Raw genomic sequence first — 12,201 nt, forward strand, 5'->3', positions numbered from 1 at the left:
CTAGATAGATTAAGAGTTTCCCGGTTAAAAAAGTGAATTAGGTGCAAGGAATAAGGATTGAAACCATTAAAAACCTATCACTTTCTGAAATTTGAGACTATTCTTCTCTCCTTCTAATTCTTCCTCCTGACTCCTGACTCGGTGACTCCTGACTCCTAGCCCTCACGAAAAGACTTTTTCAGCAAGCCCTAAATAGCAATACCTTTGCCATTTTTCTGGAGAAATATTATCAATCTTGTAGTGCGGGCATCTTGCCCGCTATTTCTAAACCCCATTTATTAGTGTTGTCAAAGAAAGTGGATAATATGGTTATAAAAAAATTATGGGTAGGAATTGGTTGTCAAAAAGGAATTTCCCAACAATTAATTAATTTAGTAATCAAAAAAGTTTTTCAGGAAAATCAACTTATATATCATGAAATAGCTGGAATTGCAACTATTGATAAAAAAGCCTCAGAAATTGGTTTATTGGAATTTTGTAACTTAGAAAAACTACCTTTAAAAACCTTTAGTGCGGAACTTTTAAATAATGTATTTGTTCCCAATCCTAATAATACTATTACTAAGTTAGTGGGAACATCTAGCGTAGCAGAGGCTTCCGCGATTCTTGCAGCTTCAGAAATCACATCTAAGGAAATAATGTTATTAGTTCCTAAACAGATTTTCCGATTACCAGAAGCACCAGCAACAATCACAGTAGCCGTTGCTAAAAGTGAAAACCTGATATTTTAATCAACTGCATTAACAATCTGATTAATAATACCAGAAACAATTGATAAAACAATTGAACCTAAAAAAGCAGGAATAAAACCCCGAATTTCAAAACCATAACCGGGAGTTATCGCACTGGCAAACCATAGCGTTAAGGCATTAATCACTAGGGTGAATAAACCCAAAGTAATTAAGGTGATGGGAAATGCTAAAATCTGCAAAATTGGTCGCACAATGGCATTTACTAAACCAATCACAACAGCGGCAATTAAGGCAGCAACAAAACTAGTGAGAATGATTCCCGGAACAATTTTAGCCGTAATTAATAATGCTACCGCAGTCCCTATCCAAGTTAAAAGAAAGTGCTTCATAGTTTGATGACGAGAACAAGATTAACGTGACTGGGAAGTGCGGTTCAAGAACACTTTCCATGTACCACCACCGACAACACCATCAGGTTTTAAACCATAACGAGTTTGAGCAGCTTTGACTGCGGCTTCTGTGGATCTTCCGAAATCTCCATCTATTTTACCATTTAAAAACCCCAGGATTTTGAGTTGTTTTTGCAATTTAATTACTTCCGGTCCACTTGTACCTAAATGTAAAATTGGCCATCCTTGGGGAGTATATTGAATACCGGGCATTTGTTGATTGAGAGGAGTGGGTTGAATACTAGAATTAGGCTGATTGGTGGTGCGTTTAGTAGTCAGTGGTTTTGTGAATCTGGTCGGTTGGGTAGGAACAGTCGTAAAACTACTGGCAGCATTAGGTGCGGAAGTAATAATATTTGATGGGCTGGGAAACAGTTTTTGCCAAGTGATATTATCTACATTACCAGTGGGATTTAGGCCAGCAGCTTGCTGAAATTGGGCAACGGCAATAATGGTACTTTGTTGATATGTACCATCCACAGCACCTGAATAAAAGCCCAAAATCTTCAAAGCGGCTTGAAGTTCTGTAACTCGTTCACCCTGACTACCTAAGTTTAGAGGAGGACGATTAATTTTAACTTCTGTGTTGACTTGGGCAATTTTAACCGGTGCTGCTGTTGATATAAAAGCAGAGGAACTAATTAACGCGGGTGTGGTGGTTAACAAGAGTAAGCAATACCAAGAATTTGCGCTCATGTAGTTGGGAATACTTGCTATCAAACTAAATTTCATAGAATTTTTGTATAACTTTCCGATGCTGATCTTACCCTGTGGCGATCGCTTTGTTTGCCTTTAATCTTTTTGGTGTGAAGATAAAACATAATCGAATATTTCCAAGACTTGATTTTGTTGGGTTTCCTGACGTCAACCCAACCTACGCAATTTAAGGTTTTAGAAAGTAGCTGTCTGAATGGCTTCTTCTGGTCCAACGAGAGATAAGTATGGTGCTTGTAAATATTTACAAGCGTTTGTCATTGCCTCCGTTGCAGTGACATTATTAATTAATTCGGGAAACTTTTGATCAAATTCAATTCCTAAACCCAAAATTTCATACCAACCATATATCTGTGCAATATGTCCATTAGTTTGTTTACCCAACGCATATTGACCGATAATTTTGTTTTTAGCAGTTTGTAATGCTTCTGCTGACAGTTCGGTGGTAGATAATAATTCTACTTCTTGGCGAAGTCCATTAAAAGCAACTTTGGTGTTTTCCGGTGCTGTCCCAATATAAACCACGAAGGAAGCGGGAAAAAGTCGAGTCGAATAAATAGCAGATACGTCATAAGCTAAACCTTGCTTTTCTCGCAATTCTACAAATAAACGACTAGAAAGACCATTCCCTAAATAGGTAGCAAGTAACTTGAGGGCTGCATATTCTGGGTTAGTTACTGATGGTCCTAAATAACCCAACATGATAATTGATTGTTGTGTATTTAAGGGTTTCAGGCAAGATTTAGGTGATCCAGTAATTGGTGGTAAATTAAGAGTAGGTTTGGTGGAATTTGGTATTTGCCAATCACCAAAAATCTTATTTACTAATTTCTCTGCTTGTGCTGGTGTAATGCGTCCAGCAATGCTAATCACAATATTATCAGGACGGAAATGAGTTTGGTGATATTCTACTAAGTCATCACGGGTAATGCTGCTCATGGTTGTTTCATCACCTAAAACTGACATGGAGTAGGGATGATTTGGGTACATTACCTGACGCAGTTGTTCAAAAGCCAGTCCAAAAGGTTGCTCCTTTTGGGAACGAATATCTTGGATTGCTAATCGCTTTTCTAATTCTATTTGGTTTTCGGGAAAGGTAGGCGATCGCAATAATTGTCCAGCCAATGTTAAAATATCAATAAAATCAGCAGTTACTGTTTTCAACGATAGCAAAAAATAATCTGTGGCTGCATCTGTACCTAAACCAGCTCCCACAGATTCAACTTTTTCGGCAATTTCTAAACTCGATAAACCATCACATCCCTTTGTCATTACTGCTGATAACAAATGCGCTAAACCAGCTTTTTCTCGCTGTTCATGACAACTACCAGCGCGAATAAAAATCCGTCCCGCAATAATATCAGCAGCTTGATTTTCTGAGACTAATAAAACAATGCCATTACTTAATACGGTGCGATGAATCAGAGAGCGACTATTAATAGTTTGCATTTTTTACTTAATAATTAACAAGGTTTGAGAATTGTCACAGCATAATTAGCTGGGGAAAGATATTGTTGAGCTAATTTTTGCAGTTCTTGAGGATTGAAAGACTGGATTTCTTGGGGATAGGTAACAGCTAATTCAGCGTTAGCAATGGTATGATAATAACCATAAAAATTAGTTAGCTGATCTGGTGTTTCTGTAGAAAAGGCATAATCATTACATAAAAACCGCTGAATACGATTTAGTTCTGGCTTGCTAATTTCTTGATTTTGCAATTCTTGTAAATGATCACAAATCAACTCTTCAACGCGTTCCAGATATTCTGATTCCAACCAAGCCGTAATTGTAAATAAACTTGATTCTTGTTGTAAAGAGAAATCACAGCATAAGTCTTGAACAAGTTGCTTTTCTTCCCGCAAATCAGATACTAATCGAGAAATTCTCCCTTCTCCTAACAGTGCTGATAATAATTCTAAACCATGAACAGCCCGAAATTCTTCTACTCCTGGCACTTTCCAACCCATAATTAACCGCGCTTGTTCCAGTCTAGGTAAAATTAACTCATGACGACGAATTCCTGAAATTACCGGTGCTACAATTTTGGTAAATTGGGGACAATGATCACGTTGCGGAAAATCTACAAATGTCCGGTTTACCAAGTCCCTCGCAGCTTTTTCACCAATTCCCCCCACCACAACCACAGTCATATTTTCTGGTTGGTAATAACTGCGATAAAAACAGCGCATAGCTTCGGGGGAATGCTGCATTAATTCTGGCTCAGTTCCTAGCACAGAACGTCCGTAAGGATGGTTTTGGTAAATATTTTTAACAAGAGATTGAAAACCTACCCAATCAGGATCATCGTTGTAAGAACGGATTTCTTCTAGCACCACATCCCGTTCTCTGATAAATTCATCGTCAGGAATGGCTGCATTCAGGAGTAATTCTCCCAAATGTGGTAGAGTATGCTCTAGGTAATTAGCAGCGGTTGTAATCGAATAATGGGCATAATCGTGGCTGGTAGCGGCATTACTCACACCACCAATTTTTTCAATATGATAATCAAATTCTCCAGGCAGCAAGTTTGGTGTACCTTTGAAAATCATGTGTTCTAGAAAATGTGCCATTCCAAACCAAGGTTCTGGTTCTAGGTTAGCTCCCGCACGCACCCAAACGTCAGCTATGACTACGGGTGTAGTGGATATTTCTTGGTGAATGAATGTCAAGCCGTTATCTAATTTGATAACTGAACCGGGAAACACGTTGTTAGTTAGTTGTTTTAGCAATTTTTTCTAGTTTCAACCACAATTTAATTTTGTCATTCTAACCTTGAATTTAACGGAAAAGAAAGCCAAATTGTAGAAATTTAGTAAATCAACAAGTTTTATGGATAAATAATGTTCCCCAAATAGGTAATATTGATAGAATGAGAAAAACGACTATCCACGCTGGCATTTTTTCCTCGATAGATGCGTTGGTAGCAGTCAGCTTGTCTTTTTCATCAGTTGTTAGTTGGTATTTAATAATATCGTTTTTATGAAGACACGCCCAGGAATTTTATTACTTACTTTAGCCATCCCTGGTTTCTTGGTAGTATTGATATCCCTTTATTATTTTGGTACTGATTATGACGCACTAATAAAAGCTGAAAATTATTTAGAAAAATTGGTAAAAGAGGAAAAGCCTAATGAAAGAACTTTACAATTTGCATATCATCGAGCTTTAGCCCATCGAATTAATGTTTTTGCTGATGCTACTTGGGGATTATTGGGAGGTGTGATTACAGCAGTGGGAATACATGGTTTAGTGATGTTGAAGGAGAAAGATTAAAACACTTCCTCCTATTAATTTAAACGGCTAAATTTTCCATTTTCCAAGTTGCTAAATCTGCCAAAGAGCGATCGCGGTAACGTCCGTATTTTTCCGGTTTACTCTTAATTTTCACACCCAAATCTGGCACAATTCCAAAATTAGGAGCCATCGGTTGAAAATGTTTTGGTGCAGCGGATCTGATAAACTCAAATAATGCCCCCATCATCGTTGTAATAGGTAAAATTAGGGGTTCTTTTCCTAAAGCCAACCGCGCTGCATTTGTTCCCGCTAACCAACCTCCAGCAGATGCAGCAGTATAACCTTCTGTTCCTATTAATTGTCCCGCAGCTAGTAAAGTTGGACGTTCTTTAAATTGCAAACTTGCAGACATCAACTGCGGTGCATTTAAAAAAGTATTGCGGTGCATTACTCCTAATCTGACAAACTCGGCTTTTTCCAATCCAGGTATCATTTGAAAAACTCTTTTTTGTTCACCCCACCGCAAATTAGTTTGAAATCCGACCATATTCCAAAGTTGACCGGCTTTATCTTCTTGTCGTAATTGAATTACCGCATAGTTACGTTCTCCATTGCGAGGATCAGATAAACCCACTGGTTTGAGAGGTCCATAACGCATGGTATCTTCACCTCTTCTCGCCATTTCTTCAATTGGTAAACAAGCTTCAAAAAATTTCGCTGTTTCTTTTTCAAAGTCTTTTAATTCCGTTTGTTCTGCTTGACAAAGTGCTGATCGAAATTGTAAATACTGCTCTTTATTCATCGGACAATTTAGATAAGCTGCCTCACCTTTATCATAACGAGAAGCCATAAATGCAATATCTTTATTGATAGAATCTCCGACAATAATTGGACTCGCAGCATCAAAAAAGTTGAGATATTCCATCCCCGTAAATCGCTGTAAATCTGCGGCTAAATCGGGACTGGTTAAAGGTCCAGAAGCTAATACAACGATACCTTCGGGAATTTCTTTAACTTCACCGCGTCGGAAATCAATTAAAGGATGATTTGCTAAGGTTTGGGTTAGATCTTCGCCAAATTGTCCTCTGTCTACCGCCAAAGCCCCACCAGCAGGGACTGCGTGTTCATCTGCTTTGGAGATGACAATAGAACCGAGTTGGCGGAGTTCTTCGTGTAATAGACCGGCAGCGCGATCGCTGGCCATAGCCCCAAAGGAGTTACTACAGACCAATTCTGCCAAATTTTCGGTATGATGGGCAGGACTGAACCGTTTAGGGCGCATCTCGTGGAGAATCACAGGCACGCCGGCTTGGGCTATTTGCCATGCTGCTTCTGTTCCTGCGAGTCCGCCGCCAATTACTTGTATCGGTTGTTGTGTCATAGTGATTTGAGATAGATTTTCGATAAAATTATTATTCAAATAAAGAACGAGGTAGTTGAGATTGTCGAATAATTGACATTAATGTACCAAGTTTAACAGATAAGTGATTAGGTACAATAGCAGTGAGAGTAGAGTCTTCTATTACTTTTTGCATAACAATATGACTTCCTTTTTGTCTAACTTCTGTAAAGCCATTATCTTGTAAAATTTTACAGATTTCTTTACCTGATAGTACGCGTAATTTACCCAACAGAAACCTCCAAATTAGTAATAAAAATTTCGCTTTTGAGACGATTTTTTATTTCTGAAGGTGAAGCAAATTCTAAAAATAATTCAATTGCTTCTTTTAAATTATCTTTTGATTCTTCAATGGTATCTCCTTGACTAGCAATATCTAATTCTGGACAAAGGGAAACATACCCATTGTCTTCTTTTTCAATAATTACAGTAAATCTTTGTTTAATAGTTGGCATAGAATATGTAAACTCCTTAATATATCTATATTATTATACTGCTTATCGTCAGATATTTTAAATGCTAAATTTCAAATTAAGAAACAGCATATTCTGAATGTTGTCGCAGTGCGGGATAATGAAAACCTATGACAATTTCTTGTTTAGAGATTCCCATTTCTTCTAGTTCTTCACCAACATCAATATCTGTATTATTTTCTTGAACCCAGATTTTTCCATCTTTGATATCAAAATGAAATATACAGGAATGAATTCGGCGTTTTTTATCCCAACCAGTTCGCAATAAAAGGTAATGATCATTTTCTGTATCAAAGATCAATTGGGTTTCCATATTTTGATCTTCTGAGCCGTAATTTGCGTATTGCGTGAGAAATTCTCGCAAAAATTGGCGATAGTAATTTAGTTTATCCATAATTTTATTACCTCTGTTACTTCATCATAGACAACTAGTTTAACAGGATAGTTTTGTAGGACTTTTTGGATGAGAACTTCTCCAAATAATGACTGATATGTTGAATCGGGAACTGCTAGATATAATATGCGATCTGGTTCGTTTTCCTCTAGGGCAATTTTGTAAGATAGATATTGTCCCAAAGCACCATAGAAATCTGTAATTTTTGAAGCTCTGAGGAAGCTTTTCACTTCAACGGCGATTTTTTGACGATCTTTCTCTGCACCAATCAGACATTCAGCCCCTAAGTCAATTTGAATATTCAAATTGCCGATACTTAAGTATAGAGGATCATCAGAGATAGTCCAACCATCTTGAGTGAGGGCATCTTTGACTAAATCATGGAAGATGTCTTTTCTGGACATTTATCATGGGTCTATTTTTACAGTAATGCTGGTATCGCAATCGAAGCTATTTACTTATTTAATTTTTGATTAAAAGCTGAAAAATATACGGTGGCTACTATGTTTGATGCCATGAGTTCACCGCATATTTCTTAACTACTAATTATAAACAGTTAAATAGCAAACGTCAATATCTATTTTTTGAACATATCACTAAAAACTCAGATATCCAACTGCTTAAAGAAGTCGGGTATTTTTTTATTCACCATTTTTTATGACACCAATGGGAAATACACGGTGGTTATTATGCTTGATGCCATGAGTTCACCGTGTATTCTTATCTTAAAACTTAAAAGCTAGTTTTAAAGCTTAAAAGCTAAGTTTTACCATGTATATATTCGGAATAGATTTGATATCCCTTTCAGATTCTCAATCCGATCCCTCTTACGGGTTCTCAATCCGTTTTAAGTTTTAAGCCTTACTTGTGTTTACAAGTAAATTTTATATACATTCTTTTAAAGAATACATATTTAAGTAGCAAATGTCAATACCCATGTTTTTAATAATGAAAAAGTTCAGATCCCCGACTTCTCTAAGGAGTTGAGGATCTTATTCAATTTACTAAATCAATTTTTTTAATCCAGCAGCCATAATTTCACCCAAGTTATCAGCAAGAGTAGACAATCCTGGCTTAAGTTGCCAATCCTGAACTTTTTTTGCCGAAAGAAACCCATGCGCGGATGCGTTTCTTAGAGCTTTAGCAAGTTTAAGAGCTTCCTCCCAAGAAGAAATAGAATTAGCTTTAATAATCCAACGTTCAATGATTTTTTTATCCCCAGCAGTTACTGACAGAAATTCAGCAATTGCATCTTGATCTTTTGCAAGCCATTTATCAAGATTTTCTTTTTTCTTGGGATTTGGTGTATCAAGAGGATTGTAAATTGGCAGACTGCACATTTTGATAAAGTTAGGAATATCTAGAGGTTTTCCTCTCTCGAAATTATTCATTAATGCTTTAGTCGTAATTTCAAATCCACTATAGGCAATTACAAGTCGCCATTGAACTCCCCTTATCTTATCTATGTCTCCGCGCTTTTGAGTATCTCCAATAGAAGGTTCATACCAATTAATCGCTTCTTCTGTAAGACGCACTCCTCTAATTACGCATTTAATAACTTTATCAATATGTTCTGGATTGTCAGGATGATTAGGGTTAAAAAGTAATAATTTTTGCTGTATTTCACTACATTTAGGGTTATCTTTCCAAGAATTGTCAGGTTTTAAACGGTTATCCCATAATATTTTTGATATATTTGTCAGATTATCTTGATTATCTGTAGATGTGTCTGTCATTTTTAATGATTACAAATAATAATTTTCCAAAATATAAACAATGGCAGCACAAAATGGTTGATACTTTCCGTCATTATTCAATTCTAAATAATCCTTAATAATATTCCTGATTTCCTCTTCATTAAAATCCTCATCTGCTAATAATTCTAATTCCGCATCAATTGCAGCTTTACGCATTCTTTGTAACTTGGGAATATTCAAAGCTAATTTTTCTATTGTTGTTTCAGCAGCAAGTTTTTTAATAGTTTCTTCTGTCGGTAAAATTTCACCAGCAGCAGAACATTTAAAAAACTCTGCACAATTTGCTATTAACGGTGAAACTAACAACTTTTCATCATACCAATTATCTTTTTGATGTCCACAATGTACAGGAACACGGGGTTGTTGATCTTCTCCTTGACAGGAAACTATAAGATTAAAATAATCAAATTTCACAGTTTCATCTATACCTTGAGGTTTAAAATGTTCAATATGACAACTTCCTTTATCTATAGCAACACCACAATAACAACAAATATAACCTTGTTCTTTTAATAAAATTTCTAAAAGCTGACCTTTAACTACAGTTCTTCCAAAACTTTTCCAAGTAGGAATTTTAGCACCTTGCTTGATTTTCCATGTAGATAAACTAGTTGGTTCTGCACTTTTTTGAATATATTTCATTTACGTAAAAGTCCTTTTCTCCTAATTAAAATATCCGCTTTTACAAATTGTGCTTCATCTTCACCAATTATTTCAGCTAACTCTCTTCTCAATTCTTTAGCAGCTTCTAAGTTTCCTTCATCAATTAATCTAAACAACTCTAGCAAAGGATCTTTAATTTCCTGTGGACGTTCAGGAACATCCATTAAATCTTCTAATATTTGATTACTATCTCTACCATAGGAACTTTCAGGACGTTTAGCAATTATACCTGTATCTGTTTTTTCTAGAATATAAATTCCTTGAGGTTTAATTTGACTAATCACTTGAGGAGAATGAGTAGTAACTATAAATTGACACTTGGAAAATGTTCTAGTTAAAGCTGGGATAATTTCTCTTTGCCATTTTGGATGTAAATGTAATTCAATTTCATCAATTAAAACTACTCCGAAACCATCAAGAGGATTTTCTAACCCTGGGTTAGCAATAGCTAATCTTCTCGCTAAATCTCCTACCATTGCTAATAAGCACTTTTCCCCATCTGATAATTGATTAACTATTAATTCTTCTCCATCTTTTTGTAATGTCATTCTCAAAGGAGAACGACGTACACGCAATTTAGTAAAATTCGGCATTAATGAAGATATGGCTTGTCTAACTGCTTCTAATTGTTTATCTCGATAATCAGAATTATTTTCTAGACGTAATTCACTTTCTATATCTTCTCTATTTCTAAACCACTGAAATAAATGAGAAAAGCTAATCCTACCACCTGCTAGAGCTTTATCATAAGAATCTATTTGTTTAAATTCAGACTGAATAGGAACTTCTAAATCAATATCAATCACTGCTCGATTAGTAGGATAATAAACTATTAGAGGTATATTATATTGTGGCTCATTATACCAATGTCTCCAAATCCCATCACAAGCATTTTGTCTCTTTTCGTGTCCTGATACTTTGGTAACTCCATCGCGTTCTCGGTAAATTGTCCAACTATCTTCTCCACGATATGATATTTTAATATCCAATTTTGTAATAATATTTTTATTAGCAATATCAAATTCATTAAATGTTTTAACGTTCTCAGAATCAACAGTACCTCCTATCCAGTGAATAAAATAAGAAAGTAATAAACAAATAGCATCAAGAATACTTGATTTACCTACACCATTAATACCAATAAATACTGTTGGTTCTTTTTCATCAAAATCTATTGTTAAATCACCAATTCCGCGAAAAGATTGCATTTTTAACTGTTTAATTCTCATAGTTCTCAAGAAAAATTAGCTAAGTTTATGACATTTTATCTCATCTTTGTAATTCACTCAATAGTAAGTAAAGCATAGATTATGAAGAATATTATCATCGGTAGTTGACATATTGGGTAATAAATTCTCGAAAATATTCGTGATCTAAGAATAACTAATGATTAAAATAGAAGTGGTTAGGCATTACGGGGTTTTAGTAGAATGAGTTGGACAGAAAAACTAGAGCAGTTAAAAGAGTTATTTACAGAAATGGAACAGGCTTTAATAGCCTATTCTGGGGGGGTTGATAGTACATTGGTGGCTAAGATTGCTTATGATGTGTTAGGCGATCGCGCTTTGGCTGTAACTGCGGTTTCTCCTTCTCTATTACCAGAAGAATTAGAAGACGCGAAAATTCAAGCCGCAACTATCGGAATATCTCATAAAATTGTCCAAACACAGGAAATGGACAATCCTAATTACACATCTAACCCAGTAAATCGTTGTTATTTTTGTAAAAGTGAATTACACGACACCCTCAAACCTTTGGCTTTAGAACTAGGTTATCCCTATGTGGTAGATGGTGTAAATGCAGACGATTTACATGATTATCGTCCCGGAATTCAAGCTGCAAAAGAAAGAGGTGCGCGATCGCCTTTAGCAGAAATTGGCGTGACTAAAGCCGAAGTTCGGCAAATTTCCCAACAATTAGGTTTACCTTGGTGGGATAAACCCGCTCAACCCTGTTTAAGTTCGCGCTTTCCCTATGGTGAAGAAATTACCATAGCCAAATTGCAGCGAGTAGGAAGAGCCGAAATTTATTTGCGAAATTTAGGGTGGCAAAATTTACGAGTCCGTTCCGAAGGTGATACAGCCAGAATTGAATTATCACCAGATAAAATTAAAGATTTTGTCTCGAACACAGATTTACCAACTCTAGTATCTGCATTTCAAACTTGGGGATTTATCTATGTCACCTTAGATTTAGAAGGTTATCGTAGTGGTAAATTAAATCAGGTTTTACCTCAAATCGCTTTGAGTAAATAACAACCCAAAAAACAAAACCCCCTCTAAAAGAATAGAGGAGGCTTTGTAGTTGTAAATATTAAACCTGGCATCGAGCTATTTTCACGGAGGGCTACCCCTAAACTATCGTCGCCGCAGCAGCGTTTCACCTCTGAGTTCGGGAAGGGATCAGTGTGGTTCCACCGCGCCATA

15 protein-coding genes and 1 rRNA gene are annotated in these 12,201 nt (G+C 36.1%); 3 read left to right on the plus strand and 13 right to left on the minus strand.

Translation table 11 applies throughout. The features are described from left to right. The first annotated feature begins 305 nt into the window (after window positions 1-305). Window positions 306-731, plus strand: coding sequence for a cobalamin biosynthesis protein (locus PN450_RS20180; protein WP_168695402.1), 426 nt, complete (start codon window positions 306-308; stop codon window positions 729-731). Here PN450_RS20180 and PN450_RS20185 read toward each other — a convergent pair. The 4 genes from PN450_RS20185 to PN450_RS20200 form a co-directional block, all read right to left on the minus strand. Next, entirely contained in the window at window positions 728-1,081 is a 354-nt protein-coding gene (locus PN450_RS20185) for a phage holin family protein (protein ID WP_015080630.1), read from the minus strand. The genes PN450_RS20180 and PN450_RS20185 overlap by 4 nt on opposite strands. Before the next feature lie 21 nt (window positions 1,082-1,102). Then, on the minus strand, window positions 1,103-1,873 hold the full coding sequence (locus tag PN450_RS20190; protein ID WP_271837359.1) for a peptidoglycan-binding domain-containing protein: 771 nt from the start codon (window positions 1,871-1,873) through the stop codon (window positions 1,103-1,105). A gap of 159 nt (window positions 1,874-2,032) precedes the next feature. Further along, a complete protein-coding gene (locus PN450_RS20195) occupies window positions 2,033-3,304 on the minus strand; it encodes a M16 family metallopeptidase (protein WP_271837360.1) in 1,272 nt (423 codons plus the stop codon). A gap of 14 nt (window positions 3,305-3,318) precedes the next feature. Further along, entirely contained in the window at window positions 3,319-4,560 is a 1,242-nt protein-coding gene (locus PN450_RS20200) for a M16 family metallopeptidase (protein WP_271837364.1), read from the minus strand. A gap of 274 nt (window positions 4,561-4,834) precedes the next feature. Here PN450_RS20200 and PN450_RS20205 point away from each other — a divergent pair, with 274 nt between their 5' ends. Beyond that, complete coding sequence (locus tag PN450_RS20205) at window positions 4,835-5,128, plus strand: hypothetical protein (protein WP_041458064.1); 294 nt, start codon at window positions 4,835-4,837, stop codon at window positions 5,126-5,128. Window positions 5,129-5,147: 19 nt separating this feature from the next. Here PN450_RS20205 and trmFO read toward each other — a convergent pair whose 3' ends face one another. The 8 genes from trmFO to PN450_RS20245 all read right to left on the minus strand — a co-directional run bounded on the left by trmFO (window position 5,148) and on the right by PN450_RS20245 (window position 10,983). Beyond that, window positions 5,148-6,470, minus strand: coding sequence for an FADH(2)-oxidizing methylenetetrahydrofolate--tRNA-(uracil(54)-C(5))-methyltransferase TrmFO (gene trmFO, locus PN450_RS20210; protein WP_271837361.1), 1,323 nt, complete (start codon window positions 6,468-6,470; stop codon window positions 5,148-5,150). A 31-nt stretch (window positions 6,471-6,501) separates the two neighbouring features. Beyond that, on the minus strand, window positions 6,502-6,720 hold the full coding sequence (locus tag PN450_RS20215; protein WP_271821016.1) for a type II toxin-antitoxin system HicA family toxin: 219 nt from the start codon (window positions 6,718-6,720) through the stop codon (window positions 6,502-6,504). Continuing rightward, complete coding sequence (locus PN450_RS20220) at window positions 6,713-6,943, minus strand: type II toxin-antitoxin system HicB family antitoxin (RefSeq protein ID WP_193891708.1); 231 nt, start codon at window positions 6,941-6,943, stop codon at window positions 6,713-6,715. Before PN450_RS20220 ends, PN450_RS20215 begins: the two co-directional genes overlap by 8 nt. A 76-nt stretch (window positions 6,944-7,019) precedes the next feature. Then, complete coding sequence (locus PN450_RS20225) at window positions 7,020-7,355, minus strand: XisI protein (protein WP_213712161.1); 336 nt, start codon at window positions 7,353-7,355, stop codon at window positions 7,020-7,022. Continuing rightward, window positions 7,343-7,759 (minus strand): element excision factor XisH family protein, encoded by a 417-nt coding sequence (locus PN450_RS20230; protein WP_271837362.1) that lies wholly within the window; start codon window positions 7,757-7,759, stop codon window positions 7,343-7,345. The genes PN450_RS20225 and PN450_RS20230 overlap by 13 nt, the downstream gene beginning before the upstream one ends. Window positions 7,760-8,359: 600 nt before the next feature. After that, a complete protein-coding gene (locus PN450_RS20235) occupies window positions 8,360-9,091 on the minus strand; it encodes a hypothetical protein (protein ID WP_148766243.1) in 732 nt (243 codons plus the stop codon). Between the two features lie 9 nt (window positions 9,092-9,100). Continuing rightward, on the minus strand, window positions 9,101-9,754 hold the full coding sequence (locus PN450_RS20240; RefSeq protein ID WP_148766241.1) for a retron system putative HNH endonuclease: 654 nt from the start codon (window positions 9,752-9,754) through the stop codon (window positions 9,101-9,103). Next, window positions 9,751-10,983: an AAA family ATPase gene (locus PN450_RS20245; protein WP_417033762.1), complete on the minus strand. Its 1,233-nt coding sequence runs from the start codon at window positions 10,981-10,983 to the stop codon at window positions 9,751-9,753. Before PN450_RS20245 ends, PN450_RS20240 begins: the two co-directional genes overlap by 4 nt. Window positions 10,984-11,205: 222 nt before the next feature. Between PN450_RS20245 and larE the strand changes: the two genes are divergently transcribed. Beyond that, window positions 11,206-12,030, plus strand: coding sequence for an ATP-dependent sacrificial sulfur transferase LarE (gene larE / locus PN450_RS20250; RefSeq protein ID WP_148766237.1), 825 nt, complete (start codon window positions 11,206-11,208; stop codon window positions 12,028-12,030). Window positions 12,031-12,092: 62 nt separating this feature from the next. Here the strand turns inward: larE and rrf are convergent. After that, window positions 12,093-12,201 (minus strand): 5S ribosomal RNA (gene rrf, locus PN450_RS20255); the annotation flags it as partial.

Origin of the sequence: Dolichospermum lemmermannii CS-548, from assembly GCF_028330815.1 — a bacterium.
Classification (GTDB): Bacteria; Cyanobacteriota; Cyanobacteriia; order Cyanobacteriales; family Nostocaceae; genus Dolichospermum; species Dolichospermum lemmermannii.

Excerpts from the sequence above, each read along its gene's own strand:
- PN450_RS20180 (WP_168695402.1), top strand. The coding sequence starts at position 306 with ATGGTTATAAAAAAATTATGGGTAGGAATTGGTTGTCAAAAAGGAATT.
- PN450_RS20185 (WP_015080630.1), bottom strand. The coding sequence starts at position 1,081 with ATGAAGCACTTTCTTTTAACTTGGATAGGGACTGCGGTAGCATTATTA.
- PN450_RS20190 (WP_271837359.1), bottom strand. The coding sequence starts at position 1,873 with ATGAAATTTAGTTTGATAGCAAGTATTCCCAACTACATGAGCGCAAAT.
- PN450_RS20195 (WP_271837360.1), bottom strand. The coding sequence starts at position 3,304 with ATGCAAACTATTAATAGTCGCTCTCTGATTCATCGCACCGTATTAAGT.
- PN450_RS20205 (WP_041458064.1), top strand. The coding sequence starts at position 4,835 with ATGAAGACACGCCCAGGAATTTTATTACTTACTTTAGCCATCCCTGGT.
- trmFO (WP_271837361.1), bottom strand. The coding sequence starts at position 6,470 with ATGACACAACAACCGATACAAGTAATTGGCGGCGGACTCGCAGGAACA.
- PN450_RS20220 (WP_193891708.1), bottom strand. The coding sequence starts at position 6,943 with ATGCCAACTATTAAACAAAGATTTACTGTAATTATTGAAAAAGAAGAC.
- PN450_RS20225 (WP_213712161.1), bottom strand. The coding sequence starts at position 7,355 with ATGGATAAACTAAATTACTATCGCCAATTTTTGCGAGAATTTCTCACG.
- PN450_RS20230 (WP_271837362.1), bottom strand. The coding sequence starts at position 7,759 with ATGTCCAGAAAAGACATCTTCCATGATTTAGTCAAAGATGCCCTCACT.
- PN450_RS20235 (WP_148766243.1), bottom strand. The coding sequence starts at position 9,091 with ATGACAGACACATCTACAGATAATCAAGATAATCTGACAAATATATCA.
- PN450_RS20240 (WP_148766241.1), bottom strand. The coding sequence starts at position 9,754 with ATGAAATATATTCAAAAAAGTGCAGAACCAACTAGTTTATCTACATGG.
- PN450_RS20245 (WP_417033762.1), bottom strand. The coding sequence starts at position 10,983 with ATGCAATCTTTTCGCGGAATTGGTGATTTAACAATAGATTTTGATGAA.
- larE (WP_148766237.1), top strand. The coding sequence starts at position 11,206 with ATGAGTTGGACAGAAAAACTAGAGCAGTTAAAAGAGTTATTTACAGAA.